Here is a 26476-nt window from a genome sequence, read left to right as displayed (position 1 = left end):
CTTAACCGCGTGTTTTATTACTGACCGAACGTGAGCAAGACTTTGCAGCACTGCCGCTGGTCTTTTTCAAACAGTTCGATGGCGTCTGTTACGTGGTGATAGTCAAAGGTATGGGTGATCAGTTTTTCCGGGTCGATCAGCCCCTTTTCCAGCCAGTCAATCACGACCGGGAATTTGTTGGCGTTGAGGCGCGAAGAGAAGATCGCCAGTTCTTTGCCGGTGATGCCCTGCTGCACAATCTGGCTCGGCTCGCTGGAGAAGCCCATCAGCACGATGCGCGCCGCCGGGGAGGCCAGGGTAATGGCTTCCTGTAAAATCGATGGATGACAGGCGGCATCAATGATTAACGTCGGTTTGATGCCCCTTTCTTCCAGTACGGCCTGCAGCGACTGCTCGCCGTTGTTAAAGACCCAGTCCGCACCACTGCGCTGAGCCATTGCCAGCCGCTCATCAATGCGGTCGACGACGATAACCTGCTTCACCTTATAAACGCCCTTCAGCGCCTGCACGGTGACCAGCCCCATCGGGCCCGCGCCATAAATCAGCGCAACATCCTGTTCGATGGGTTTCGCCTGCCCCGTCACGTTGGCGGCAATGGTGAAGGGTTCAACCATGACGGCGTGTTTATCCGGGATCGCATCCGGGATGGGCCAGGCATTTTTAGCGGGCACTGCCGCATATTCGCTGAAGCCGCCGTCGCGGTGGACGCCCAGTACCACCAGTGAGGTGCAGACGTTCGGTTTCCCGACGGAACACGGGTAGCAGTGTCCGCAGCTGATCACCGGATCAACCGAGACGCGCTGACCCAGTCGCGCGCTGTCGATGCCCTCGCCCACGGCGTCAATCACGCCGAAGAACTCGTGGCCGATCACGCGCGGATATTTCGCAAACGGATTATGTCCACGGTAGATATGGCTGTCTGAACCGCAAATCCCTGCCAGCATGATTTTGACGCGGACTTCCCCTGCGCCTGGCTCCGGGCGTGGACGCTCTTCAATCACCAGCTGGTTCGGCTGTTGAATCACTACGCTTTTCATCGTTCGTTCCTCGGTTACCAGTTCCACAGCGTGCCGTCTTCAAGACGGGCCACCGGCAGATAGGCCGGGTCATAGGGGTATTTCGCGGCCAGTTTTTCATCAAACTCAATGCCCAGCCCCGGTTTGTCGCCCGGATGCATGTAGCCATTATCAAAGCGCCAGCTGTGGGGGAAGACCTCCAGCATCTGTTCGGAGTAGCCCATGTATTCCTGCACGCCGAAATTCGGCACCCACAGGTCGAAATGCAGCGCGGCGGCGTGACAGATTGGCGACAGATCGGACGGTCCGTGCGAGCCGGTGCGCACCTGGTAGAGCGAGGCGAAGTCCGCAATGCGGCGCATCCCGGTGATCCCGCCCGCGTGAGTGATGGTGGTGCGGATATAGTCGATAAGCTGCTCTTCAATCAGCTGCTTGCAGTCCCAGATGCTGTTGAACACCTCACCCACCGCAATTGGCGTGACGGTATGCTGGCGGATCAGGCGGAAGCATTCCTGATTTTCCGCAGGCGTTGGGGCTTCCATCCAGAACATGCGAAACTCTTCAATGCTCTTGCCGAAGCGCGCCGCTTCGATTGGCGTCAGGCGATGGTGCATGTCGTGCAGGAGATGTTCGTTGAAACCGAATTGACTGCGCACCGCGTCGAACAGCTTTGGTGTGAAATCGAGGTATTTCTCAGTGGACCAGAGCTGCTCTTCTGGCCAGTCGCCTTTGGTGGCAGGTTCGTAGGCAAGGCCTTTCCCTTTGGACATGCCGTAAGTGGTTTTCATGCCCGGCACGCCGCACTGCACGCGGATCGCCTTAAAGCCCATCTCTTTATGACGGGCGTAATCTTCCAGCACGTCGTTAATGGTGTGCCCGGTGGTGTGGCAGTAGACCATTACCCCTTCACGGGATGCGCCGCCCAGCAGCTGATAGAGCGGCATGTTGGCCGCTTTCGCTTTGATATCCCAGAGCGCCATATCAACGGCGGAGATGGCCGACATGGTGACCGGGCCGCGACGCCAGTAAGCCCCTTTATAGAAAAACTGCCAGATATCTTCGATGCGGTGGGCATCACGGCCAATCAGCTGAGGACACAGGTGATCTTTCAAATAGGACGCTACAGAGAGTTCGCGTCCGTTCAGGGTGGCGTCGCCAAGACCCACGATCCCCTCATCAGTGGTGATTTTGAGGGTGACAAAGTTACGCCCTGGGCAGGTGACAAAGACTTCAGCCCCGACAATCTTCATAATCCATTTCCTTACATCGCATGTTGTGATGCAGGAAATTTACGCAATTACGCAACTACCATACAAGTATATTGATCATAATATCAGCGAGAGATCACAAAATCAGGGCGCTCAGGTGCGCCCCCATCCCGCCACGATGATCAGCATCCCGCAGAGCGCAACCAGGGCACCGGCCCAGTCATAGACGCTGAGTTTGACCCCATCCACGACGCGTAGCCACAGCAGCGCAGTACAGACATAGACACCGCCGTACGCGGCGTAGACACGTCCACTTGCGGCCGGATGCAGTGTTAACAGCCAGACGAACAGCGCCAGCGCAACAGCCGCCGGGATGAGCAGCAACACGGATGCCCCCTTCTTCAGCCAAAGCCAGGGCAAAAAGCAGCCGATGATTTCGCAGAGCGCGGTGGCAAAAAAAAGCAGCGTGGTTTTGAACATAATTCTCTTCTGGTGAGGATTGATTTAACCATCTTACCCGATGATAACCGCGGGTATGACGCTATCTCGCTTTGGTGTAGAATCTGAACAGGGTAACGTGATTATCTGCCCCCATTAAAAAGGAAACGCTATGACTACATTAAGCAAACGCCTTTGTCTGACCGCCGCGCTGGCGCTGTCAACGCTCGCTTGCACCGCGACGGCGACAGCCGAAACCAGCAAGCTGATTATTGAATCCGGCGATAGCGCACAAAGCCGTCAGAACGCGGCGATGGACAAAGAACAATGGAATGACACTCGCAGCCTTCGTCAGAAGGTCAACACGCGTGCCGAGAAAGAGTGGGACAAAGAAGATGTCGCTTTCGACGCGCGCGATAAGTGCCAGCAAAGTTCCAACGTCAACGCCTACTGGGAGCCAAACACCTTGCGCTGCCTGGATCGCCGCACTGGCCGCACGGTTGCACCCTGATGCCTGCACTGTATGACATTAAGCTTCGCCCGCTGGAGCGTGAAGATCTCCGTTTCGTCCACCAGCGCGACAACAATGCCAGCGTGATGCGCTACTGGTTCGAAGAGCCTTACGAGGCCTTCGTCGAGCTGTCGGATCTTTACGATAAGCACATTCACGATCAGAGCGAACGCCGTTTTGTGGTGGAGTGTGAAGGTGAAAAAGCCGGTCTGGTCGAGCTGGTGGAGATCAATCACGTTCACCGCCGGGCGGAGTTTCAGATCATCATTTCGCCTGAGCACCAGGGGAAAGGTCTTGCCTCACGGGCGGCAAAGCTGGCGATGGATTACGGATTCAACGTCCTGAACCTCTACAAGCTTTATCTCATCGTGGATAAAGAGAACGAGAAAGCGATCCATATCTACCGCAAGCTGGGCTTTATGGTGGAAGGTGAACTGATTCACGAGTTCTTTATCAATGGCGAATACCGCAACACCATCCGCATGTGCATCTTCCAGCACCAGCACCTGGCCGGACACAAGCCGTCAGGCGCCAGCCTGCTGAAACCTACCGCGCAATGAGAGTGACGCTCCCCCATTGAGCTCTCTTTCTTGCCGGGTGGCGCTGCGCTTACCCGGCCTACATGGTGCAAGAATATCAATATGTTGCACGCTTCATTGTAGGCCCGTTCAAGCGTAGCGCCGCCGGGCGAAACGCACAAAATGCACTTTACTCTCAGTAATATTCAATCGTGTTTTTAATGGTGTACTTGCGCTCAACGGCGGGCTTAACGCTGTCATCGGTGATCGTCAGATCGCAACTCACCGGGTTATTATGTCTATCGTAGTCGCAGCTCTGCTTCACATTCCCGAGCGGCTTGTCATTCAACAAACTCACGGCCGAGAAGTCCATTCTTTTGCGCAGATCCTTCGACGGTGTCGACTGTACGGATAAGTGCTGGTCCCCGGAGACGGTGGTTTTGCCCAGCGGATAGCCATCCGCATCGTAGCGGTACTTCACTTCCATCTCCTTGCCGTGCGCCGCGACGACGAATCCATTATCGTCGGTCTCCCACGTCACCCCGGCTGAGGGTAATTCCGCCAACTGACATTTCCCCTGCAGCTTCACCTTCTGCTGTTGGGTTTCGGCATCCAGGTAGTAATTTGCATCCAGCACCAGCGCCACGCCGGTGTTGTTCTCAAGATCGTGCAGTTCCAGCGTATCAAAGCACCCTTCTGTCGACAGGGTACCGGTCACGCGCTTGGACACTTCCCCCTTGTCGTTAAACAGGGTCTGGGTAAAATCTTTCACCGGACCGCGCAGCGGGTCGAAATCGAATTCATTAGAAAAGCTCGCCATCTCAGGCGTATACGACGGCGGCGCGGAGTTGTTGTCGCACCCCACCAGTGTTGCTGCCAGTAGCGTTATCGCTGCGTATTTCTTCACATTTATTACCGTTTCAGAGAGATTATTCCCAATCATATTAGCAAATACAGATGTTTACACGAACCCTGCTAAAATTAATCTCTACACAGAGAAAGGAGCTACAGATGAAACGGTTACCCTGGATTACCTCCCTGCTGTTAATGAGTGCTTCAACCGCCGTGCTGGCGGCACCGGATTCCTGCGAGCGCGTGAAAAGCGACATTCAGCAGAAGATTGTCAACAACGGCGTGCCTGAGTCTGGCTTTACGCTGAACATCGTGCCAAACGATCAGGCAGATCAGCCGGATGCGCAGGTGGTTGGGCATTGCGCCAACGACACCTTTAAAATTTTATACACCCGTACAGGAAGTGGCGCTGCCTCTGGGAGCCAGGACAATGCACCGAGTGAACCTCAGTAACTTCCCGCTCAATGTCCATTGATTTGATAAGGATTAACATTTAGTACCTCAAAATAAGTAACACTCACCCCATCATTAGCCCGGTTGTAATCACGGGTAAAAATAATACGTAATCTCAATGTTGGGGTGAGCCATGTCTGAGGTCGATCATCACGGCGGTATTAGCCGCCGAACGCTTGTTAAATCTACAGCAATGGGTTCACTGGCGCTTGCCGCGGGTGGACTCACATTACCGTTTGGTTTGAAAACTGCCGCTGCTGAAGTGCAAAACGCCGTCCAGCCTGCGGAAGATAAAGTGGTATGGGGAGCTTGTTCGGTCAACTGTGGTAGCCGCTGCGCACTGCGCCTGCACGTTCGCGACGATGAGGTCTACTGGGTCGAAACGGACAACACTGGCGAGGATATTTACGGTAACCATCAGGTGCGAGCCTGCCTGCGCGGACGTTCTATTCGCCGTCGTATCAATCACCCCGATCGTCTGAACTACCCGATGAAACGCGTGGGCAAACGCGGCGAAGGCAAGTTTGAGCGCATCACATGGGACGAAGCGCTGAACGCCATCACTGCCAGCCTGAAAGACGTGGTCGACAAATACGGCAACGAAGCGGTTTACATTAACTACTCCTCCGGCATTGTCGGCGGCAATATCACCCGCTCCTCCCCTTACGCTTCGCTGGTGGCGCGCCTGATGAACTGCTACGGCGGTTTCCTGAGCGACTACGGCGCCTACAGCACGGCACAAATCGCCTGCGCGATGCCTTACACCTACGGCAGCAACGACGGGAACAGCACCTCTGACATTGAAAACACCAAACTGGTGGTGATGTTCGGCAATAATCCGGCGGAAACGCGCATGAGCGGCGGCGGGATTACCTATTATCTGGAGCAGGCGCGCGAGCGCTCCAACGCGCGCATGATCGTCATCGACCCGCGCTACACCGACACCGCCGCCGGACGTGAAGACGAGTGGATCCCTATTCGTCCGGGTACCGATGCCGCCCTGGTTGCGGGCATCGCATGGGTATTGATCGACGAAAACCTGGTGGACCAGCCGTTCCTGGATAAATACTGCGTCGGCTATGACGAAAAAACGCTGCCGGAAGGGGCTCCCGCTAACGGTCACTACAAAGCCTATATTCTCGGCCAGGGGGATGACCACACGGCGAAAACCCCTGAGTGGGCTTCCCGTATTACCGGCATTCCAGCGGATCGCATCGTCAAGCTTGCCCGCGAAATCGGCTCCGCAAAACCGGCGTATATCTGTCAGGGCTGGGGACCACAGCGCCAGGCGAACGGCGAGCTGACGTCCCGCGCCATCGCGATGCTGCCAATCCTTACCGGAAATGTGGGGATTAACGGCGGTAACAGCGGCGCGCGTGAGTCGACCTACACCATCACCATCGAACGTATGCCGCTCCCCGAAAACCCGGTCAAAACGCAAATCTCCTGCTTCAGCTGGACGGACGCCATCGCCCGCGGGCCGGAGATGACCGCCCTGCGCGACGGCGTGCGCGGTAAGGATAAACTGGACGTGCCGATCAAGTTCATCTGGAACTACGCGGGCAACACCATTATTAACCAGCACTCTGATATCAATAAAACTCACGAGATCCTGCAGGACGAAAGCAAGTGCGAAATGATTGTCGTCATCGACAACTTCATGACCTCGTCAGCGAAGTACGCCGATATCGTGTTGCCGGACCTGATGACCGTCGAGCAGGAAGACATTATTCCTAACGATTATGCCGGCAACATGGGCTACCTGATTTTCCTCCAGCCCGTGACCGCGCCGAAGTTTGAGCGTAAGCCTATCTACTGGATCATGAGCGAAGTGGCAAAACGCCTCGGGCCGGACATCCATCAGAAATTCACCGAAGGACGCACGCAGGAACAGTGGCTGCAGTTCCTGTATGCCAAAATGCTTGAGAAAGACCCTAAGCTTCCGTCCTATGACGCGCTGAAAAAAATGGGCATTTATAAGCGCAACGATCCGAACGGACACTTTGTGGCCTATAAAAAATTCCGCGAGAACCCGGAGGCCAATCCGCTGAAAACGCCATCGGGCAAGATTGAAATCTACTCCAGCAGGCTGGCGGACATTGCCGCCACCTGGGAACTGGAAAAGGATGAGACCATCAGCCCCCTTCCCGTCTACGCATCGACCTTTGACGGATGGGATGCCCCTGAGCGCGCGCAGTTCCCGCTGCAGTTGTTTGGCTTCCACTTCAAAGCCCGTACCCACTCGAGCTACGGCAACGTCGACGTGCTGAAAGCGGCCTGCCGCCAGGAGGTCTGGCTTAATCCTGTCGATGCCGAAAAACGCGGCATCAAGAACGGCGATACGGTGCGCGTCTTTAATCGTCGCGGCGAGGTGCGAATTGAAGCGAAAGTGACGCCACGCATCATGCCCGGCGTGAGCGCCATGGGCCAGGGAGCGTGGCACGATGCCAATATGAGTGGCGATCGTATCGACCACGGTTCGTGCATCAACACGCTGACCACGCACCGCCCGTCACCGTTGGCAAAAGGCAACCCGCAGCACACCAATCTGGTGCAGATCGAGAAGGTGTAGAGGGTGAAACGCGAGACCGTGGTTTATTCTATGGTCAGTATTATCGGTTAACACAGTCGCGCGGACATCTTCCGCGCGAGAAAGGGAGGTTGTAATGGGAGATGTCTCACCACGTGAATCGTTCGCGTTTAGTGCCCGGGTATTGGGCGCACTGTTTTATTTTTCTCCCGACAGCGAGCAGGCTGCGCCGCTGGTGCGGGTGCTTACCGCTGGCGAATGGGTTCAGGACTGGCCCCTGCCTCCCGAATTGCTGCAGCCCGTTGCCGATACCTTTGCCTCCTCTTCCGATGAGACGCTGACGGATGCGTGGCAACGGCTGTTTATTGGCCCTTATGCCCTGCCCGCACCGCCGTGGGGTTCCGTCTGGCTTGACCGCGAATCCGTGCTGTTTGGCGACTCGACGCTCTCGCTGCGCCAGTGGATGCGTGAGAATAATATCGCTTTTGAGATGCAGCAAAATGAACCGGAAGACCATTTCGGCACCTTGCTGCTGCTGGCTGCGTGGCTCGCCGAGAATGGCCGCGAAGCGGAGTGCGATCAGCTTCTGGCGTGGCACCTGCTGCCGTGGAGCACCCGCTTCCTGTCGGTGTTTGTCGACAACGCCGGGCATCCGTTTTATACCGCGCTGGGTCAGCTCGCGCAGCTGACGCTCGCAGACTGGCGTTCTGCGTTACTTATTCCGGTTGCGGAAAAGACGCTGTATCGCTAAGGAAGTGGCTTGCTCGCGGGTGGCGAGCAAGCCTTCTTTTTAGCCCATACGACCGAAACTATCTTTTTGCAACGATCCGCATTTCCACCAGGGCATTTTCCGGAATGAACTCTGATACACCGATGGCGGACCATGCCGGGTATGGCGCCTTGACATACTCATCCTTCACTTTAGAAAAAACAGCGATATGTTTCTTGAGATCAATATGAAAAGTGGTCATCTCAAGAATGTTTTCATAGCCTAAGCCAGCAGCGTTCAAATACACACCCAGCTTATAAAAGGCATCATGAAACTGTTCTTCCGGCTCCTTGCTTATGGGTTTGTCCCTGCGCGCTGCGGTCACTCCTGAGAGATAGACTGTGCCATCGGCTTCGATGACGGGGGAAAAGTGCCAGTCATCGAAGTAATGCTGGAATGCGTCAGGAACTATCGATTTTTTCATGATGATGTCTCTTTTAACACGTTGATTTATGCTCAGGAAAACGTCCCCACGAAGCATACCTGATAAGCCGGACGCTGAGTCCTGCGCCTAAGGCAAGGCATACCGCCATTGTCAGAAGGGAGACGATAAAGGCATGCGTGATAGTGGCTTCACTTTTTCCAGCGTCTAACATGCTGTAAAAAATGCCGCCGATGATGGCAACGCTCAGCGCGGTGCTAATTTGCAGAGTCGAGCTGGTCACGCCGGCGATCGTGCCTGAGAACGCGGGCGCCACGCGGCCTGTCACCATGCGCACCAGCGTCGGCATTGCCAGCCCTTGTCCAAGACCGGTAACAAAAAGCAGTGCCGCGAGCGGCAACATGGCTGGCGGGCGCCCTGTCAGCGTGTGGGCAACCAGCCACGCAAGGCCTGCCAGCCCCACCGTCTCGCAGCCCATCCCGATGGCGCTTAAGTAATTTCCGACAAACCGCCTCAGATACGGCGTCAGCAACGGTCCGATCAGAAAGCCGATGCCAAAGGGCAGAAAAATCAGTCCCGCCGTCAGGGCGTTTATATGCAACGCATCCTGGAGATAAACAGAAAATAACAGAAAGAAGGCACCAATCGAATAAAACAGCAAAACGACTGTGAGCCCCCGCCCCAGCCCTGGCGCGCGCAGCACGGAAGGATCGAGCAGCGGTGAACCACCGCTCTGGCTAAGATGCCGCTCATAACGCCACAGCAGCCTGGCCAGCAGAGGCACAGCAAGAAATGACAGCCACGTCCACCAGGGCCATCCCGCCTCCCGGCCTTCAATTAACGGCACAATCAGCGCACTCAGCGTGACGGTTGCCAGCAGCATACCGACGGGATCCAGACGCTGTGCAGATTGCGCGCGCGTCTCTTTTAGCAGCGGCAGTCCAAAGAGAATGACCAGCATCGCCACCGGCAGGTTAACCAGAAAAATAACCCGCCATCCCAGATGAAACAGATCCGCTGAAAGCAGGGCTCCGCCCAATACCTGCCCGATAACGGAAGCCAGACCAAACACCGCGCCATAGATACTCAGCGCGAGCGGTTTTTCCGCCTCCGGAAAAATAGCCTGAACGGAAGCCAGCGCCTGGGGAGCCATAATCGCGGCCGTAGCGCCCTGTAATATGCGTCCGGTTATCAGAACCCACGGCGACCAGGCTAAACCGCACAACAGCGATGCCGCAGCAAAACCGATGAGCCCCAGAAAAAACATCTTCCCGCGACCGTAAATATCCCCCAACCGTCCGCCGGTGATTAATGTTACCGAGTAAACGGCAGCATAGGACGAAATGACGAGCTGTTCAGCAGAGGACGTGGCGCTCAGCTCACCCTGAATTGCAGGCAGTGCCACATTGACAATAAAAAAATCGAGCGGAGGCAAAAATGCGCCAACCAGCAGGATAATAAACATTGCCCAGCGACGGGGCTCGGCTTGCGTGAGGGTATGTGTCGACATAGAACACTCCATAGATAACGGTTCCGTGCCCCGTTAAGAGACATTATTGTGGATTGTGGGCGGCCGCCGCATGGCTTAGCTCAACGCATGCCGCCAGAGGCCAGAATCACCTCGCCGGTTACCCAGGCCGCATCGTCTGAGGCGAGAAATGAAACAATTGGGGCCACATCCTGCACCTGGCCGATGCGGCCAAGCGGTGTCTGGCTTTCATTCCATGTCTGGAAATCCGAGTTCATCGCGCCCGCGCTATGACTCCCTTCCGTTTCGATAAGGCCGGGATTGACCGCGTTGACGCGAATGCCGCGCGGGCCGAGTTCGCGTGAGAGTACGCCGGTAATGGCGTCAATCGCGCCCTTGGTGCCGCTGTAGATGGCGCTCTCAGGAATAAAGACGGGGGTGACGAATGAGCTGATATTGATGATGCTGCTGCCTTTTGTCAGATGCGGCGCAGCCGCCCCAGCCACCAGCAACGGGCCCAGCACGTTGATATCAAACTGCCTGCGAAACAGCGTTTCGGTGCTCTCTTCAATCCTCGCGAAGGCATAAACGCCTGCATTGTTCACCACAATGTCCAGCCGCCCGTAATGGCTTACAGCCGCGTTGATCAGCGCCTCAACCTCGGTCTGGCAGGTGATGTCCGCCGCAACCGCCGTGGCCTTTCCACCCGCGGCTTCGATATCGGCAACGACCTTATCCGCATCGCTTCTGCTTGAGGCGTAATTAACAATGACCTTCGCGCCGTCAGCCGCCAGCTGACGAGCAATACCTGCTCCGATACCTTTGGAGCCACCGGTGACGATGGCAACTTTGTCTTTTAATTTGTTCATGTCTTCAGCTTCCTGATTTGCCGCCCGTGGCGGTGTGGTTGAGAAGGTCATATTGATATCGACAAAGTTGTTTTAGAACTGCCACTTTTGTATATTCAATGTTCATTTTTGTACGGTGAGAGACTGGCATGGAATGGGGTGATGTCCGGGTATTTCTTGCAGTTATGCGTAAGCGCTCTTTCGGCGAAGCGGCCCGAAGCCTTGGCGTGAGCCATCCTACGGTGGGTCGCCGGATAAAGGCGCTTGAGGATGAGGCTCAGCAAGCCCTCTTTCGCCGGACCAAGGAGGGCCTGGTCCTGACCGACGCGGGCGACAGGGTTCTGAAGCTGGCAGAAGCGGTAGAAAACTCCGCGCTGGCGATGGAACGACGCCTGGCAGGAAATCACGACCGTCTTGAAGGCCTCTTACGGATATCGTCAGCAGAGTGGTTTGCGAACTATGTTCTGGCGCCTGTCCTGAGCGAGCTGACGCGTCGTCATCCGGCGATTGTCCCTGAACTTATCGCGAGCTACCGCTTACTCAATCTGTCGCGACGTGATGCCGACATTGCGTTTCGCATCGTGCCCTTTACCGAACCCGATATTGTCCAGCGCCGCCTGATGCGCATTCCCTATGCGCTTTACGGGACGCCAGACATCGCCGATATCGCCCGACACGACCCGGCCGCAGTGGGGCTGATTCTGATGAATACGGCCCAATCCCACTTTTCTGACGTGGCCTGGCTGCTGGACAGGTTCCCACATTCCCCGCGCGTCTTCACCAGCACCAGCCGGGCCGTGCAGGCGCAGATGTGCAGTCGGGGGATGGGCATCGCCGTATTACCGCGTCCACTGGGTGATGCCATCACCGGGTTGCAGGCCATTAGCATGCCGGAGCCACCGCCGTCCAAAGATATCTGGGTAGGGTGTCACTCCGATCTCCGGCATATGGATCGCCTGCGGGTCATGATGGATATCGCCGATACGATGCTTGCCGATCCCGCCACGGCGACAGCATGAGCCTAGGGTTTACGGTGGCCAGTCATACTGCTGAAGACACCGTCACGCAGTACGAAAGCGTGAAGCAGCGCAGCGGCAAGGTGAAGCATTATCATCGCGAATAACGCCAGGGCAACCCAGGTATGAAGCGGCCGCAGTATCGCATACCGATCATTATTGATGTCCATGATCGGCGGCAGAACGATGCCGTTACCTAGCGTGACGGGATACCCTGCTGCTGAGAGCATTGCCCAACCTATCAGCGGCTGGGCCACCATCATCAGATAGAGCATCCAATGCGAGAGATGGGCCATACCGCGCTGCCAGGCCGGAATGGACGCTGGCAACGGGGGCTTGGCCGTCGTGAATCGCAGCCATAATCGCCCGATGACCAGAAGCAATATCATCACCCCGAGAGGCTTGTGGATCGACACCAGCAAGCTGTGCGCGGAGGAGACGGTCGAGACCATCGCAACACCGATAAACAACATCATGAGAGTGGCTGCGGCCATCAGCCAGTGCAGGACGCGCAGAGCCGGATGAAAATAGACGGCCTGTTTCATAACGTCTCTCCCTTCTGTTGCGCCTGTTCATGGGTGCGCAGGTTATAGGATTTGGCATACGCCGATGAGCGTGCGTTAAGTATCGGGTCAGCGGACGGTGCCATACCGTCGGGTAAAATCAACGGGTCATAGTTGATGTCATTACAGGGGCCCTGCTGTTGAGGGATAGCCTTGTTTAAGACTAACGTTCCGGCATTAATCGTTTTCCTGTCGGCTGGCCATGCCCTGGTGGCGTCGTCGCCTTTATCACCTGCCTGAGCAAGCGTGAACACTAAATCCCATTTCAGCGCGCCCTGCTCCAGACGATGCTGAAGATCCTGTTGCAGGAAATCGCTGTTCTGTTTATCGGCATCGCTTATGGGAGTAAACCCGGCATGTGGCACCATGCTCCAGCGTACCAATTGTTCATGGCCCGCCTTATCAATCAGGCGAAAAGCATTCAGGCTGTTAAAGCGATCGCTGGCCCAGCTTGAGGAGGGTATGTATTGCTTTGCCCACACAAAAAACGGTTTTATTTCCGGATGGTTCATGACAAAGGAACGTAATTTTTCCGGGTTCGGTTTTCCGGTTGCGGCATCCGGCAGAGTGGCCGTCTGGAGTTCATAAAAACTCTCAACGGAACTGACGGGGAAAAATGGCATGGCGTTCATACCGGTGCGCCACTGCTCACCATTCGACTGCTGAAAGGAGAGCGCCATACTCCGAACGGGCACGACATAATCCGGTGCAGCCGGATCCCCGCCCGCAATGGCAAAACGTCCTGTGACAGCGGTTTCACCTTTGCTGAACAGGGAGGAACGTGAAAGCACACTGGCATTCCCGTTCGAGATAAACGAGCCCAGCACACACATGCCTTTAGCATGATTACGGCGATAGCCTTTATGTACTCCACCCGACTGCTGTAATACATCAACGAGCTTATCCGACGTCAGACGTTGAGGCGTCAGCCAACCGCCAGTCCACAGGAATAATAAAAAAAGGATCAGGGGAATAATTGCGACCAGCGCCAGACGTACAACCGTTTGTCTGTTTAAATGTACTTTACTGTTCATATTGTTAACTCATTCTGCTCACGATATGTCAAAACGAAACGTGCAGGGGGTGATGACGCGTCGTGCCTGAAATCAGCATGACCGTTTCGCTTCTCTTTTTTTTCGGAATGTTAACGTCAGGGCTGACAGGCAAAAATAGACGGCACCAAACGCAGCATACCCCGCGATATTTGCTACTGACGGTGGCTCAGGCGTCCGGGCCTGATAGATAAAAAACGCGCCTGCAAGTGCAGACTGTGCGCCACTTAATATCATGCTCCATTGCGCACCATAATGTTTCCAGCGCTGTGTTGCCGCGCCCAGCTGCAGCAGACCGGATAATATCGCCCAGCAGCCGAATACCCGAATGACATCATTTATATTGCTTTTAAGAGCCAACACGACGGCCAGCGTTGTTATAACGCTAACGATAATATTAACGGTCTGCATCCGGTTGCGGCCAAATCCCCCGCTTTTTCTTGCATCAATATAATTCGCCATTGCATCCCATGCGGGGTAAAGAATGAGCAAAATCGATGCGCCAACAGGCGAAGACAGGCCAGCGGTGAACACGGCAATAACCCATAAAACGGAGAAAGCCGTCCGGATAAAATAATACTGTTGTAGCCAGTTCTGCTGATTCCCGTGGTGGATAGTGTCGGACATATAGACCTCTTAACCTGGCATATTTAACAAACGAAGCAGCGTAGCATGCCTCACCCGACAACAAACCTACTAGTAGGTAGATAAAAGATCAATATGTTTTACGCTAACCGTTACAAAAGGATCGTCAAGGCGCGGGAAAGTGAAAGACGTGTTGAAAACAGGCACAGCCCGGTCAATAACCGGGCGTCCTTCAGGCTGCGGTGAGAACCTTATCGATCAGTGGATAGGCAATCTGCTCAAAGACGTGCGGATTATTAAACGCCCGGGCTGCCAGCATGGCACCATGCATGCCCGCCATGAGAGCCCTGGCTTCGACTTCGGCACTTTCGCTGAGAGTGAAAACGCCTTGCGCTTCGCCAGCACTCAGTACTGCGGTCAGCCAGTCAGAGAGATCGTTAAAATGGCCGGTCACTTCTGCGGCAATATCTGCAGGTAAGGTCGGAAGTTCAACGGCCAGCATCACACAGATACAAAATGGTGAAGCCCCCTCTTTAATACAGGCCGACCAGAAATCAGCATAGCCTTTCACTTTGATCAGAGGATCGTTGGTTTGGCGATCCATCGCTTCCATGCCACTCCGTGCTTCTGCACGGTATTCCTGCACTACAGCTTTGACTAAATCTTCTTTGCCCGGAAAATGATGGTGGATACTGGCTTTGCGGATACCCACGCGCTCCGCAAGATCGGCATAGCTAAAGCTTTTGTACCCACCCGTTGTGAGCAGCTGCCTCGTATTTGCCATAATTTCGCGCGCTTTCGGCGAACGTTCGATCATTTCACGCTCCAGTGTTCAATCCAGTGAAAAAATGTGCTGTCTGTGACAGGCGCGTCCCGCCGGGACAACCTACTGAGCGGCAACAAGAATGTCAAATAGCCGGGCCCGCAAAGGGCCAACGGGAAAAAGCCGCCTGATATCATTGACACCACCCCATCCTACTACTAGGATGGTTTCACTTCAAAACATATCCCTGTAGTGGAGAGTGTATGGCAGTTATCCCATTTCCGGACAGGCACAGCCCAGCGGCCCCAGTGCGTAACATTCGCGAATTATCCAACGTCATTCACGCGAATGAAGATCGCGGCCGCACGGCGTGCGTAGAGAACAATGATGCCGTTCACCGTTTCGCATTAAGCGTTGCCGCGAAGCTATTAAGCGATCGGGAGCTTAATCAGGCTGCGCCTTTTATGATAGACAGAATTGTCAGGCTGCTAATGACTGAATCCAAAAACAGTTAAGAGTAGCCATTCCGGATCGGTGAGATATCGTTTCTCTTGATATCTCTGTGCATCGTTTGCCTTCTTAATGTTCAGGAATGCGGGCGATAACCTTTATCTCAAAATCAAATCCTGCAAGCCAGTTAACCCCCACGGCTGTCCAGTTCGGATACGGGGGCTTCGGGAAAATGCTGCTTTTCACCTGCATAATGGCTGGAAATTGATTCTCCGGATCGGTATGAAAGGTGGTCACATCGATAAGATCGTCAAACGTGCATCCCGCGGCGGCAAGCGTAGCCTTGAGATTCTCGAAAGCACGCTCTACCTGCGTAGTAAAGTCGGGCTCGGGTGTACCGTCCTCCCGGCTACCCACCTGTCCGGAAACAAACAGTAAATCACCAGAGCGGATCGCTGCGGAATAACCATGCTGTTCATAGAGTGCGTGGCGATTTGCAGGGAAAACAGGTTTCGGTTGGTTCATAACATATCCTTTCTTTGGATGTGCAACAGCGGATGCGTGGCATCCATAAATGAATTAAGATACGCGGCGTATGTCAACTTAATCACACATACGCCGCGTATGTCAAACATCCTGCGCGGCGTACAGGATAAGGAGCCCGTATGGCAGCCAAACGCCGCGCCGAAACGATGGAAGAAACCCGCACAAAGTTGATTGCGGCTGCACGAAAAGCCTTCGCTGAAAAAGGATTTGCGGCAGCTTCGATGGATGATTTGACCGCCAGCGTCGGCCTGACGCGTGGCGCCCTCTACCATAATTTTGGGGATAAAAAAGGGTTACTTGCCGCGGTGGTGACCCAGATTGATTCTGAAATGGCGCAAGGCGCCAAACATGCAGCGGCGCAATCCGGTGATGACCAGCAAAAGCTTCTGGCCGAAGGGATAGCTTATATCAAGATGGCGCTGGATGAAGAAGTCCGGCGTATCGTTCTGCTTGATGGCCCAGCTTTTCTTGGGGATCCGACAAAATGGCCAAGTCAGAATACCTGCCTCGACGCCACTCGCGAAAGCCTTTCAGACCTGATTGAACGTGGCGTCATCAAACCGGTAGACGTTGATGCCACCGCCTGGTTATTAAATGGTGCCGCACTGAATGCCGCCCAGTGGGTGGCCGCGAGTGACGATCCGAAGCAGGCATTGCCCAAAGCGATTGAGGTTTTCACCCTGTTGGTCAGTGGCGTGTTGCAGCAGTGACCGCACTGCCCCACCCGGTTATCTCGTGCTGAGAGCAAGCTTAGCCGCGAAGGAAAAGCAAGAAGTGAATCGGTAGCAGATATTTTCTTTATCCGAAGGAGCGGATGTTATCGGATTACTTTCCAGGGCAACGGATTGCTGGCATTTTTGTTGGACAATTGTTACCGATCTGCCGAATCTATCCGCTTTGTGCCAGAAGCGGACATCGATTAATGCAATCGTTGTTCAAATACTGTAATAATTCTCAAATCTGATTTAAGGTTTATCTATACAGAACTTCCCAAATATTAGAAATACTCAGGGTGTATATAAAAAGGTATAATTTTAGCTCAACCATCAATGGATAAATTATGTTAATTATATTTAATGGTTTACCTGGTAGCGGTAAAAGTACAGTTGCAAAATTGTTATCCCAAAAAATTAATGGTGTGTATCTACGGGTTGATACGGTTGAGCAGGCGATTCGTTCAGCATCTGAACAGAACAAAAAAATTGGCCCTGAGGGTTATTTTGTTCTTTATGAGTTGGCGCGTGAAAATCTACAGTTAGGCGCTACTGTTGTCACCGATTCGGTTAATGATATCAATCTGATACGTAATAATTTCCGCGATATAGCGATATCGTTAAATGTTCCGTTCTTAGAAGTTGAAATACTCTGTTCAGATATGACACAGCATCGTTATCGTGTGGAGAACAGAATCTCAGATATCCCGGGGTTAACCCTCCCTGACTGGGAACAAGTACAACGCCGTAACTATGAACCATGGGAACGAGAGCATTTGCAATTAGATACAGCAATTTTATCAGCACCAGAATGTGTCGATGTAATTCTCAGAAGAATATCGTCCGTTTGAAAAGGATAATGGCAAAATTAAGTAGACGACGGTTGAACACTAGCGTCTGCTGTTCGCTCTTAGCCGACGTTCATATTTAAGCGTAGCTCAATACAGCAAACGGTCTAGGGAGCTAGCGCAACATTAATCTTACTGCGCCCAGGCTGATTTTTCCTGCAATTTTCAAGCCTGTCCCCCTTAAAATTGGGGGAGTGTGAGCCAACAAGCCCCCCTCTCTGATTTTCGTGCCATAATGCCCCGATTCATCGGTGCGTATCGATACTTTTGGAAAATCAGAAACGGACTTAGACATGACCAAAATCTTGATGCTGGTAGCAATGGTAGCAACCATTGCTGGTTGCACTCCATTAACCCCAAAAGATTGCCAGAAGAAAAGCGCTCTTGATTCGTGCTCTTACAAACGTTCAGGAAAAGTAACCGATAAAGACATTTATGGCGAACAAGCATCAGGTATAAAAAAAGCACTCGATGCAGCACTGACCAAACCCCGAGCCTGGAGTGGGAAAAGATGTAATGTGCATCTGGATTTCAATATGGACGGCACCTTGCAGAATTTCATCATAAAGAGTGGAGATAAGGATTACTGCCGTGCTTTAGCTGAAGCCTCCAGGCAAGCAAAATTCCCATCATTTACTAACCAGCATGTTTACGACGACATGAGTTCTGCCCGGTGGGAAATGCACGGACAACCATGAAAAATATCTACTTTGACTGTCGGCTTCGTGCCTGAAGCGGACATTGATATGAATGGAAATTGATGAACGTCAATCCGTTTACTCTGTTCTACAGGATCTCAACCACTTCAAACTCTTCTGCGATCAACTCCATATCTTCAGAAAAATGACCTTCGCGGCTGAAAAATCTCTGATGCTCTTTCTGCCAGTATTCAAGGCTTAAATCCCCTTCACCTTCTTTGCGGGCGAACGCCTCAGTCACATCAGAAAAGCGCACAAGCCGCAATGAAACCAGTCTGATCACACAGACCGGAACATTCTGGCCATCAAGAATAATGTTATAACTCCCAATCTTCAGGGCAGAATCCTCCTGCTGGAAAGAGGCAAAAGATCCGCAAGAGGCCGTTTTGATCCCTTTTTTGATCAGGTCCGCAAGCTCGCTGGCGAGTTCCGGGCTGTCACCCATTTGCCAGGCATCTGCGCCTGGATACTTCATTTTTATTACCTCAACCTCAACCATTGAAATCCCTTCTTTATCGTCGTTGAAAATAAAAGTTATACATTTTATAGCATGAGCTGTCCCGACATTATCTGTGAGGCCTTTATTTAGATAGCGTGGTCCGCTTACCGCTCAATACGGGCTGTCTGCCCGCTCAGGATGTCATCCCATTCCTGACAAATAGAGGAAAGGGAGAAAAGAGTCGGCAAATTTTGAAAAGCCGGGGACGAGTTAACACAGTGTATCTTTTACATACTACGTGAGTAATGCTGTGCCATTATTTTAGGGACCACGCCCCCCGGCAGACAAGGAGCCTGACGTTGAAATTCTTAAGATGGTTCAAACGCATTGTCTTATCCCTTGTTTTGTTGGTCATTGGCGCGATGGGCCTGCGTCTTTATGACATTCAGCGCGGACCGGATCTGCAACTCTGGCATACCTATGTTCCTCATGAAATGGATGCTGACGAAATAGACAAAGCAGACTGGAACCATTACCTGAAGGTTGAGGATTCTCTTTTCACAGAAGTGAAACTCAATGTCACGGACAAGCTGGATGCTCAACAGCAGACGGAACTCAATCGCTATTATTCCGGCAGTCCCATTTATCCTGACAGATTCCAGACTAACTGGAATCGCTCTTACATTATGTTCCCTGATGCCAAACCCAAAGGTGTCGTGGTGATGTTGCATGGTTTAACCGATACCCCGTACAGTCTGCGACATATTGCAGAGAATTATCGTCAGCATGGATTTATTGCTATTGGTATCCGATTACCGGCACATGGTACGGTGCCTGCAGCCTTGACGAAGGTGACATGGCAGGACTGGCTGGCCGCGACGCGCCTTGCAGTCAGAGAAGCTAAAAAGTTAGCGGGTAATGATGTACCGCTACATATTGTCGGATTTTCCAATGGCGGAGCTCTTGCAATGAAATACACGCTGGACGCTCTTAATGATCCCCTTCTGGCAAAACCTCAGCGCGTTATCCTGATTTCACCGATGATTGGCGTTACGCGTTTCGCGCGTTTTTCAGGTGTTGCGGGCTGGCCATCATTTCTGCCCGCGTTTGCGAAAGCAGCATGGTTAACCATCATGCCAGAGTTCAATCCGTTTAAATTTAATTCATTCCCGACGAATGCCGCCCGGCAGTCTTTCCTGCTAAGCCGTGCGCTGCAAACCCAAATTGCAGCTGATTCACGAAACAAAAAACGAGACAAGTTACCGCCGATAATGACATTTCAGTCGGCAATGGACTCCACCGTCAGTGCCCGAGCGGTCATTACAGCGTTATATAATCGTTTGCCGGTTAACCACAGCGAAGTGGTTTTATTCGATTTGAACCATGCCGTCAGGTTTAATGCGCTATTGCGGAGATCTTCTTACACCGCGCTGTCGAGATTACTCCCTTCTCCCCCACGTCGATACGACACTACGATAATCACGAATGTCACCGCGGGCAGCACAGAGATGGAAATCCGCACGATTCCAGCGGGTAAAACAGAACAGATCGTTGAAAAAATGGGGCTGCGCTATTTACCGGACGTTTACTCACTCTCTCATGTCGCCCTGCCTTTCCCTATGACAGACTCCCTGTATGGCCGTTATCCTGAACCACAGAATCAATACGGTATTAGCCTGGGGACCTTTGCCGCGCGTGGAGAACGCGCGGTACTGATCGTCGGACTTGATTCTCTTATGCGCCAGTCTTCAAACCCCTTCTACCCTTATATCATTGAGCGTATCAATGAAGGCATAGATACCCGAGTCCCGGGGAATAATTAGCGAGGTGACACCGTCGTTAGCCCGCCCGCGGATGATATGGCCACCCGTTGTCCAGCGGAGAAGCGGGTCGGCCCCTGGCGTTGCACTACCATAAGCATGCGTCCGTCATCCAGACGAATCTCAAGCTCTACGCCCTGGACAAGATTCATGCGCCCTTGTACGCCCTGCCCAGCCATTCCCCCGGCGACAGCCCCAGCTGCCGTCGTCAGTCTGCGACCTGAGCCTCCGCCTACCGTACTCCCGGCCAGACCTCCGAGAACACCACCGGCCACCGCCCCCATGGCATTATTTTCATCACCCGCCTGAATTTGCACGGCACGAACATGAACTAGCGTGCCGTAATATACCTGCTGTACCCGACCTGCAGTGGAGGCTGAATGAACATCGCCGGAAAGATTGCTTGTGTTGGTACAACCGACAATACCTAAGGCAATAATGAGCACGCAGTGTCTGAATAACATTTTGCTTCTCCATCCAATTTAACGGTTTAGTGGTCTTTCGCGTCACGAATAACTGGACTTTTGTTATCCAGCGCCCCCGACAAGCCCCTGATGGATACGGCAGTCCTGGGTATTGCTGTTGTGCGCATACCACTCATACTTCCAGCCTTTGTCATAGGTGTATACCCAATGCGTTGGGACAAACTCAGACAGATCTTCTGATCCAGCTTTGTATAATTCCTCAGTCATTTATACGTTCTTCTGTGTGCAGATATTTAACAGTAGCCTCGATAGTTTAACCTGACCAGGTTTCACAATACCGTCACCCGCTCCCTTCTTAAGGGAAGGAATTTTGTTTCGCGTATCCATCTTCGGTACAAAGCGTACTTCGCGCGCCAGCAAAGTTGAGGTCACTATAGATTCAGACGGCATGGCTTCCGTGACGATCCTCAGAAAGGTAGCCGGTTCCAGAACCATCGCTTTCGTGATGCCAAACGGAAATTTCCCCGAATTTTCGAACGTTTTGTTGCAGATGCTGCGAGGGCGAGGGTTGAGCAAGTCAGAATAGAATGTCCGCTTTGTGCCAGGAGCGGACATTACATATGCCACTTAAATATATACACATACCACCATCAATGGGTTTATAAATAAAGAAAATTACTCTATTGCCGATAACAGTTATAATTAAAATCTAGACTTGGATGATAAATAAATGTCGACATTGAACACTGAAAATAAAATCAAGATAACTGAATTAATAATGGTTTTTATTGCAACTCTCCCAATGGGAATCGCAAATATTTGGATAACAAAAAGTCAAAACGATGAAAGACTTGCTTTCGAGAGACAAAACGCGGAAAGTATTCTCTCTATACAAAATAAAGAGTTATTCATAAAGAGTGCAGAGCAAGGTTTGAACTCACAGAAACTTGATATTGATTTTTTAAGAACAAGCTATGAAGAATGCCAGAAAGATGGAGAGCTATCGATTGGGAAAATAAAATCTTATGCTGATGCTTACTATTCTTCATCAGAAAAGAAAAATATCATGATTGCAAAGGTTCAAACAAACTGCTTATCAAAAAACAATAATCAATCAGTAGATAGCCAAGATAAACCGACTTACAGCATTGAGTATTACAAGAGTCTTGGGTTCAACTATTTGCACAATAAAAAATTTCTGGAGGCAGCAGAGTCATTCTCCCAGGCAACTCAAATGACACCCGTAGATGCTTCTTTGTGGAATCAAAAAGCTTATGCACAATTTAGAGCAGGGAATTATACTGATGCAATGAATAGTATTTCCATTGCGCTTAGGATTGGCAGTGATAATGATAAAATTAGAAAATATATGGCTATTAACGCGGCTAAAATATTATGTGCAAAAGGGGATGTAAATGATGGGAGAAATTACATGCAACAATCAATAAATGCCATACCGGATTTATTGCCAATGGTTAAAAAAGATTTAGAACTGGGAAGTATTTGTAAAATTGATCTCAGTAAATAAAAATGTCCTTATTGCTTAAAAATAAAGCATTTTTTTCTTATTTGTGAAAGTGGACGTAAGTTAAGTCCGCTTTTCGCTCACAGCGGACCTATCCCCCCGTCCGCCATCTTCCCGCAAAACCTTACCCGACTAACGAACAGACGAGCTCTAAATACATCCGTGAAGGATCAATTGACCCTCTTCAGCGCAGTGAATTTTGATAGCCGATGATTATTCCTGGCATCAAACACTGCCGCCCCATCATCTTTCCGGGGCGGCTCGAATTCGTCGCTATTGCACGCTCATCTCCATAAGTTACCAACCATCAAAAACTGTACGTCACCTTCAAACTCCCCGTGGGCGATGTTTTACGTTGAACAATTGGGCTATCGGCCGCATCTCCCGTCAGCTGCGTCGCGCCCGCTGCGGCAAGCACGCTCCAGCGCGAGGTGAGCCTGTGTGTCCAGTCAAGATTCAGCGAATACGCATAAATTCCGGCACCGGCGTCATGTCGGGCAAACCCCGATGCGGCCGACTGGGCGGCGCTGACGCCATAGTACGTTTGCATATACTTGTCGGATCCCCAACTGCTGGTCAGCGCCAGCGTCACCTCATTTTTTGGTGATATATAGAGCGGGCTGATAATGCCGAAATGCACCGCCTCGCCGTTGTCCCTTTCAGAAACCGGAACCTCAGCCTGCAGCTGCAGATGAAGCCAGTCGGTCACCTTATACCCCAGCCCAGGCACAACGATGGCCGAGCCTTTGATGTCGCCCATACCCCGCAGGTAGTCGCTGCCGGAGCTGATCGAATCGCTGCTTACGTCTTTATCTTTACGGCCTGTTCGATAGCTCACAGCTGCGCTGTAATCCAGGTTGCCGATGTTGTTGCCGTAACCGACGCCCCGCGTGGTGCTGATAAAGAAGCCGTTTGCCATGGCGTAATCCACCACCTGCGCCGCACCGACGCGGCTTTTATCCGAACCCGAGTAGCGTGGCGCGACGTCCACGCCGCCCCCCAGGGTTAAAACGTTGCCCTCGCTCTGCTCTGCCGCCAGTACTGGCGTGGTCAGTAACGCCAGAACGATGCCCGGCACGATGTTTTTCAGGCTGCGGCCCGAGAGCAAGTGTGGGGACGTATGACGCAGTTCGATGTTTCTCATTAAAGAAGTCCTTCTGGATTCAAATGGTGACGGTGCAAGCGGTTAAACGCCAGAACGCCCATTTTGAATACTGACCCTAAGGTTCTTATGAGCCGAAAATGAAGAAACACTGAAGCGCGCGCGGGTGCTGTAAACCGGATAGATTTCCTGATACCGTTTTTTCTTAAGATGTTCTTCATTCACGATTGATACAGTTACCAGTGTGAAAATTCTACTCATCGAAGACGACCTGGATCTGGGCAATGGCGTACGTATCGCCCTTGCCGATCAAGGATTTGACGTTATATGGGTTCGCCGTAAAGAGGATGCGCTGCATCAGCTTGACGTCTGCGTGCCAGAACTTATTTTGCTCGACCTGGGGCTGCCCGACGGCGACGGCATGAGCCTCATGACGCGCTTACGCCAGCAGCTTAAGGGGATCCCGGTCATCATCCTGACGGCGCGAGGCACGCTGCAGGATCGCCTGTCCGGGCTGGATGCAGGTGCAGACGACTATCTCGTTAAACCTTTTGTTCTCGCCGAACTGCTGGCGCGGGTAAGAGCCCTTGCGCGGCGCAGTTACGGTTTCGAGAATGAGGCGATAGAGATTCGAGGCTTATCTCTTCATGTACCGACGCGTCGTGTGACGGTGAGCGCACGCCACATAGACCTGACGGCGAGTGAATATGCGCTGCTTGAAACGCTGATGCTGCGTGCGGACCGCGTGATTACGCGACGGTTTCTGGAAGAACGGATATTCGGCAACAAAGAGAACCTCAGTAATGCGCTCGACGTGCATATGGGAAATTTGCGAAGAAAAATCGGCGACGGCTATGTGCGAACGGTGCGTGGCGTCGGGTATGTTATTGATACCGTTGCTGTTCAGAAGGTGACGACTTAATGCGAAACCTGTGGTATCACCTGAGGCGCCCGACGCTGGTACGCCGAATTATCATCGCCCAGTTGCTGCTGCTTACCCTGCTGTGGTGTCTATTTTTAACCTTCATTCTGTGGGAGGACCTGCGCAGCCCTCCCATCCTCACGGGCAGTAATACCTATGAAACGCTTTTTACGCTGGTCGAGCGAATGGACGATCACCCGCAGGATCGTACCGCCGTGCTGGCAGCCTTCAGCAAAGCGTTACGAGAGGGCTATGGCGGCGGTGAAGATCCCGCCCTGTCGATCAACTTCATCGTGCGCAGAAATAACGCGGTTATTTTTTCATCGCCTGATGCACCAACGGGGGTAACTAACACCCGGTTTGGGGAAATGCAGCGTGTTAAGAGCGACGGTCGTACCTGGACCAGCCGAACCCTTAAATCCGCTCATTCCGATGTGGAGGTCACCCTATTCACCCCGGCCGGTGGCTGGAACTTCTTTATCTACCTCAACTCGCGCGGTTACTACGTCATGCCGCTGCTGGTCTGTTTCCCTTTTCTTCTGTTCCCCGCGTGGCTGTCAATCCGCATTGCCATGCGCCCCTGGAACAAGGTGGTCAATGAAATTGCATTGCGCTCGCCAGACGATCTCTCCCCCTTAAAAGCCGTACCAAAACACAGAGAGCTTCGCCAGATGGTGGACGCGATTAACGACTTTCTTGCCAGGGTACGAGAAAGCGCGGAAAGGGAGCGGGTTTTTATTGCCGATGCGGCTCACGAACTGCGAACGCCGCTGGCGGCGATGCGAATCAACGTGGAAGCGTTGCAATCGTATGTACTCAGCGAGAGCCAACAGGAATTGCTTGCGGGGATTGTTCGCAGCAACAGTCGTGCTGCGCGTCTCGTCAATCAGTTGCTGCTGATGATGCACAGTGAAGCACGCCTTGATACGGAGCTGGAGCCCGTGCCGCTAACGACGCTCATTCAAGAGCGAATGGCCGAACTGGAACCGCTGGCGTCTGCGCGCAGGATTGAGCTGGAATTTTTCGCCGAGGATGAAATCTGGATCTCAGGCGTAAGGGAGCGCCTGGTGTCGCTCATTGATAATGTCATTGAGAACGCCGTGAAGTACAGTCCTGAAGGCGGGCGGATTCAGGTCGATGTCTGCACATTCGATGGCTCCGCGCGGCTACGCGTTTCCGATGCGGGGCCCGGTATTCCGGTTGAATTGCGCGAGCGGGTGTTTGACCGATTTTTCCGCGATCCCAGTCAACTGCAAAGCGGGAGCGGACTGGGGCTTGCCATCGTTAAAGCGGTGGCGCAGCAGCACAACAGCAGCGTAAACCTGAGTACTTCCGCAGAAGCTGGCCTGATGGTGACGGTTGACTTCCCGAACCGCACGTATAGCTAAACAGGAACAGGGGGTTCGATCGCAAATGCCGCAGATTGCTTCAAAAAAATTACCGTATTTGTTATATTGTTGTTTATTGCTTATTCACCTCTGCGGTGCCAAAAAGAACAAGATTCACCGCAACCCAGGATACAAAAATGTTAGATTACCGCTTCCCGACAGCTTTGCAGATGGTTCTCAGCGTAGCAATGGCGGAGCAATTGGGTGAACGTTCGACGAGTGCGATTCTGGCCTACGGTCTGGAAGCAAACCCGAGCTTCATCCGCAAACTGATGGTTCCTCTCACGCGTGACGGTATTATCGTCTCCACGCTTGGCCGTAACGGCTCTATTCATCTTGGACGCCCGGCGGAAGAGATCACCCTGCGCGATATCTACCTTTCCGTCATCGAAGATAAAAAGCTGTGGGCATCACGTCCTGACGTACCGGCCCGCTGCGTAGTCAGCGCTAACGCCTGCTGGTACTTCAAGTCTATCTCCGAAGAAGCGGAGCAGGCTTCGTTACAGGTACTGGCGCGCCACACCGTGGCAAGCGCGCTGGAAGAAGTGAAAAAAGCCGATACCAGCGGCTGCGATCCGGTGCCTGAACTTATCGCCAAGTATAAAGAAGCCCTTTAACTTTCCTTAAT

At 52.7% G+C, this 26476-nt stretch carries 30 protein-coding genes; 14 read left to right on the top strand and 16 right to left on the bottom strand.

Annotated elements, in window-relative coordinates; translation table 11 throughout:
- Positions 1–17 precede the first annotated feature (17 nt).
- The 3 genes from ENTMO_RS0111340 to ENTMO_RS0111330 all read right to left on the bottom strand — a co-directional run bounded on the left by ENTMO_RS0111340 (position 18) and on the right by ENTMO_RS0111330 (position 2704).
- Positions 18–1037 carry a Zn-dependent oxidoreductase gene (locus ENTMO_RS0111340; protein WP_010430674.1) on the bottom strand — a complete coding sequence of 340 codons (1020 nt, stop codon included), beginning with the start codon at positions 1035–1037 and terminating at the stop codon, positions 18–20.
- 14 nt (positions 1038–1051) lie between these two features.
- Entirely contained in the window at positions 1052–2266 is a 1215-nt protein-coding gene (gene manD / locus ENTMO_RS0111335) for a D-mannonate dehydratase ManD (protein ID WP_010430672.1), read from the bottom strand.
- Positions 2267–2377: 111 nt separating this feature from the next.
- A complete protein-coding gene (locus ENTMO_RS0111330; RefSeq protein ID WP_010430670.1) occupies positions 2378–2704 on the bottom strand; it encodes a YnfA family protein in 327 nt (108 codons plus the stop codon).
- A 130-nt stretch (positions 2705–2834) separates the two neighbouring features.
- Here ENTMO_RS0111330 and ENTMO_RS0111325 point away from each other — a divergent pair, with 130 nt between their 5' ends.
- Both ENTMO_RS0111325 and speG read left to right on the top strand, forming a co-directional pair.
- The gene (locus ENTMO_RS0111325; protein ID WP_010430669.1) at positions 2835–3173 is read left to right on the top strand and encodes a DUF1283 family protein; all 339 of its coding nucleotides are present in this window, start codon (positions 2835–2837) and stop codon (positions 3171–3173) included.
- The gene (gene speG / locus ENTMO_RS0111320; RefSeq protein ID WP_010430668.1) at positions 3173–3733 is read left to right on the top strand and encodes a spermidine N1-acetyltransferase; all 561 of its coding nucleotides are present in this window, start codon (positions 3173–3175) and stop codon (positions 3731–3733) included. Before ENTMO_RS0111325 ends, speG begins: the two co-directional genes overlap by 1 nt.
- Before the next feature lie 154 nt (positions 3734–3887).
- On the opposite strand, the gene ENTMO_RS0111315 is transcribed toward speG, so the two are convergent.
- A complete protein-coding gene (locus ENTMO_RS0111315) occupies positions 3888–4598 on the bottom strand; it encodes a YnfC family lipoprotein (RefSeq protein ID WP_010430666.1) in 711 nt (236 codons plus the stop codon).
- Positions 4599–4702: 104 nt separating this feature from the next.
- Here ENTMO_RS0111315 and ENTMO_RS0111310 point away from each other — a divergent pair, with 104 nt between their 5' ends.
- The 3 genes from ENTMO_RS0111310 (at position 4703) to dmsD (ending at position 8277) form a co-directional block, all read left to right on the top strand.
- A complete protein-coding gene (locus tag ENTMO_RS0111310; protein ID WP_010430664.1) occupies positions 4703–4996 on the top strand; it encodes a DUF1161 domain-containing protein in 294 nt (97 codons plus the stop codon).
- 133 nt (positions 4997–5129) lie between these two features.
- Complete coding sequence (gene ynfE, locus ENTMO_RS0111305) at positions 5130–7568, top strand: selenate/tellurate reductase subunit YnfE (RefSeq protein ID WP_010430662.1); 2439 nt, start codon at positions 5130–5132, stop codon at positions 7566–7568.
- A gap of 94 nt (positions 7569–7662) precedes the next feature.
- Positions 7663–8277 (top strand): Tat proofreading chaperone DmsD, encoded by a 615-nt coding sequence (gene dmsD / locus ENTMO_RS0111300; protein WP_010430659.1) that lies wholly within the window; start codon positions 7663–7665, stop codon positions 8275–8277.
- A gap of 58 nt (positions 8278–8335) precedes the next feature.
- On the opposite strand, the gene ENTMO_RS0111295 is transcribed toward dmsD, so the two are convergent.
- The 3 genes from ENTMO_RS0111295 to ENTMO_RS0111285 all read right to left on the bottom strand — a co-directional run bounded on the left by ENTMO_RS0111295 (position 8336) and on the right by ENTMO_RS0111285 (position 11014).
- Entirely contained in the window at positions 8336–8719 is a 384-nt protein-coding gene (locus ENTMO_RS0111295) for a Rid family hydrolase (RefSeq protein WP_010430656.1), read from the bottom strand.
- A 13-nt stretch (positions 8720–8732) separates the two neighbouring features.
- Complete coding sequence (locus ENTMO_RS0111290) at positions 8733–10187, bottom strand: MFS transporter (protein WP_010430653.1); 1455 nt, start codon at positions 10185–10187, stop codon at positions 8733–8735.
- Positions 10188–10267: 80 nt separating this feature from the next.
- Positions 10268–11014 (bottom strand): SDR family NAD(P)-dependent oxidoreductase, encoded by a 747-nt coding sequence (locus tag ENTMO_RS0111285; RefSeq protein ID WP_010430651.1) that lies wholly within the window; start codon positions 11012–11014, stop codon positions 10268–10270.
- A 128-nt stretch (positions 11015–11142) separates the two neighbouring features.
- Here ENTMO_RS0111285 and ENTMO_RS0111280 point away from each other — a divergent pair, with 128 nt between their 5' ends.
- Entirely contained in the window at positions 11143–12012 is an 870-nt protein-coding gene (locus ENTMO_RS0111280) for a LysR family transcriptional regulator (protein WP_010430648.1), read from the top strand.
- Positions 12013–12014: 2 nt separating this feature from the next.
- Here ENTMO_RS0111280 and ENTMO_RS0111275 read toward each other — a convergent pair whose 3' ends face one another.
- The 5 genes from ENTMO_RS0111275 to ENTMO_RS0111250 form a co-directional block, all read right to left on the bottom strand.
- Entirely contained in the window at positions 12015–12554 is a 540-nt protein-coding gene (locus ENTMO_RS0111275; RefSeq protein WP_010430645.1) for a cytochrome b, read from the bottom strand.
- A complete protein-coding gene (locus tag ENTMO_RS0111270; RefSeq protein ID WP_010430642.1) occupies positions 12551–13606 on the bottom strand; it encodes a catalase family peroxidase in 1056 nt (351 codons plus the stop codon). Before ENTMO_RS0111270 ends, ENTMO_RS0111275 begins: the two co-directional genes overlap by 4 nt.
- Positions 13607–13678: 72 nt before the next feature.
- Entirely contained in the window at positions 13679–14251 is a 573-nt protein-coding gene (locus ENTMO_RS0111265; RefSeq protein ID WP_010430640.1) for a membrane protein, read from the bottom strand.
- A gap of 190 nt (positions 14252–14441) precedes the next feature.
- The gene (locus ENTMO_RS0111260; protein ID WP_010430636.1) at positions 14442–15026 is read right to left on the bottom strand and encodes a TetR/AcrR family transcriptional regulator; all 585 of its coding nucleotides are present in this window, start codon (positions 15024–15026) and stop codon (positions 14442–14444) included.
- A 525-nt stretch (positions 15027–15551) separates the two neighbouring features.
- Positions 15552–15947: a RidA family protein gene (locus ENTMO_RS0111250; RefSeq protein WP_010430630.1), complete on the bottom strand. Its 396-nt coding sequence runs from the start codon at positions 15945–15947 to the stop codon at positions 15552–15554.
- Positions 15948–16087: 140 nt separating this feature from the next.
- Here ENTMO_RS0111250 and ENTMO_RS0111245 point away from each other — a divergent pair, with 140 nt between their 5' ends.
- The 3 genes from ENTMO_RS0111245 to ENTMO_RS0111235 all read left to right on the top strand — a co-directional run bounded on the left by ENTMO_RS0111245 (position 16088) and on the right by ENTMO_RS0111235 (position 18227).
- Positions 16088–16678, top strand: coding sequence for a TetR/AcrR family transcriptional regulator (locus ENTMO_RS0111245; protein ID WP_010430627.1), 591 nt, complete (start codon positions 16088–16090; stop codon positions 16676–16678).
- 350 nt (positions 16679–17028) lie between these two features.
- On the top strand, positions 17029–17532 hold the full coding sequence (locus ENTMO_RS0111240) for an AAA family ATPase (protein WP_010430625.1): 504 nt from the start codon (positions 17029–17031) through the stop codon (positions 17530–17532).
- A gap of 290 nt (positions 17533–17822) precedes the next feature.
- Entirely contained in the window at positions 17823–18227 is a 405-nt protein-coding gene (locus tag ENTMO_RS0111235; RefSeq protein WP_010430623.1) for a cell envelope integrity TolA C-terminal domain-containing protein, read from the top strand.
- Positions 18228–18315: 88 nt separating this feature from the next.
- Here the strand turns inward: ENTMO_RS0111235 and ENTMO_RS0111230 are convergent, their stop codons facing one another.
- Positions 18316–18726 (bottom strand): ASCH domain-containing protein, encoded by a 411-nt coding sequence (locus ENTMO_RS0111230; RefSeq protein ID WP_010430621.1) that lies wholly within the window; start codon positions 18724–18726, stop codon positions 18316–18318.
- Positions 18727–19088: 362 nt separating this feature from the next.
- On the opposite strand from ENTMO_RS0111230, the gene ENTMO_RS0111225 reads away from it, so the two are divergent.
- Positions 19089–20489: an alpha/beta hydrolase gene (locus ENTMO_RS0111225; protein WP_162829265.1), complete on the top strand. Its 1401-nt coding sequence runs from the start codon at positions 19089–19091 to the stop codon at positions 20487–20489.
- On the opposite strand, the gene ENTMO_RS0111220 is transcribed toward ENTMO_RS0111225, so the two are convergent.
- A complete protein-coding gene (locus ENTMO_RS0111220) occupies positions 20486–20950 on the bottom strand; it encodes an outer membrane lipoprotein (protein ID WP_010430618.1) in 465 nt (154 codons plus the stop codon). The two genes, ENTMO_RS0111225 and ENTMO_RS0111220, sit on opposite strands and share 4 nt — an antisense overlap.
- 63 nt (positions 20951–21013) lie before the next feature.
- Positions 21014–21178, bottom strand: a complete 165-nt coding sequence (locus tag ENTMO_RS25230; RefSeq protein ID WP_010430617.1) for a phenolic acid decarboxylase — start codon at positions 21176–21178, stop codon at positions 21014–21016.
- Between the two features lie 463 nt (positions 21179–21641).
- On the opposite strand from ENTMO_RS25230, the gene ENTMO_RS0111205 reads away from it, so the two are divergent.
- Positions 21642–22439, top strand: coding sequence for a tetratricopeptide repeat protein (locus ENTMO_RS0111205; RefSeq protein ID WP_010430611.1), 798 nt, complete (start codon positions 21642–21644; stop codon positions 22437–22439).
- A 304-nt stretch (positions 22440–22743) separates the two neighbouring features.
- Here the strand turns inward: ENTMO_RS0111205 and ENTMO_RS0111200 are convergent, their stop codons facing one another.
- On the bottom strand, positions 22744–23580 hold the full coding sequence (locus tag ENTMO_RS0111200; protein ID WP_010430608.1) for a MipA/OmpV family protein: 837 nt from the start codon (positions 23578–23580) through the stop codon (positions 22744–22746).
- A gap of 202 nt (positions 23581–23782) precedes the next feature.
- Here ENTMO_RS0111200 and ENTMO_RS0111195 point away from each other — a divergent pair, with 202 nt between their 5' ends.
- The 3 genes from ENTMO_RS0111195 to ENTMO_RS0111185 all read left to right on the top strand — a co-directional run bounded on the left by ENTMO_RS0111195 (position 23783) and on the right by ENTMO_RS0111185 (position 26465).
- Positions 23783–24460: a response regulator gene (locus tag ENTMO_RS0111195; RefSeq protein ID WP_010430605.1), complete on the top strand. Its 678-nt coding sequence runs from the start codon at positions 23783–23785 to the stop codon at positions 24458–24460.
- A complete protein-coding gene (locus tag ENTMO_RS0111190; protein WP_010430603.1) occupies positions 24460–25848 on the top strand; it encodes a sensor histidine kinase in 1389 nt (462 codons plus the stop codon). The genes ENTMO_RS0111195 and ENTMO_RS0111190 overlap by 1 nt, the downstream gene beginning before the upstream one ends.
- Before the next feature lie 137 nt (positions 25849–25985).
- A complete protein-coding gene (locus tag ENTMO_RS0111185) occupies positions 25986–26465 on the top strand; it encodes an RrF2 family transcriptional regulator (RefSeq protein WP_010430601.1) in 480 nt (159 codons plus the stop codon).
- Positions 26466–26476: the final 11 nt, after the last annotated feature.

It is taken from the genome of Enterobacter mori LMG 25706 (assembly GCF_000211415.1).
In the GTDB taxonomy this organism is placed as follows: Bacteria; Pseudomonadota; Gammaproteobacteria; order Enterobacterales; family Enterobacteriaceae; genus Enterobacter; species Enterobacter mori.
The sequence above is the reverse complement of the archived record's forward strand: the minus strand, read 5'-3'. Positions and strand labels throughout refer to the sequence as shown.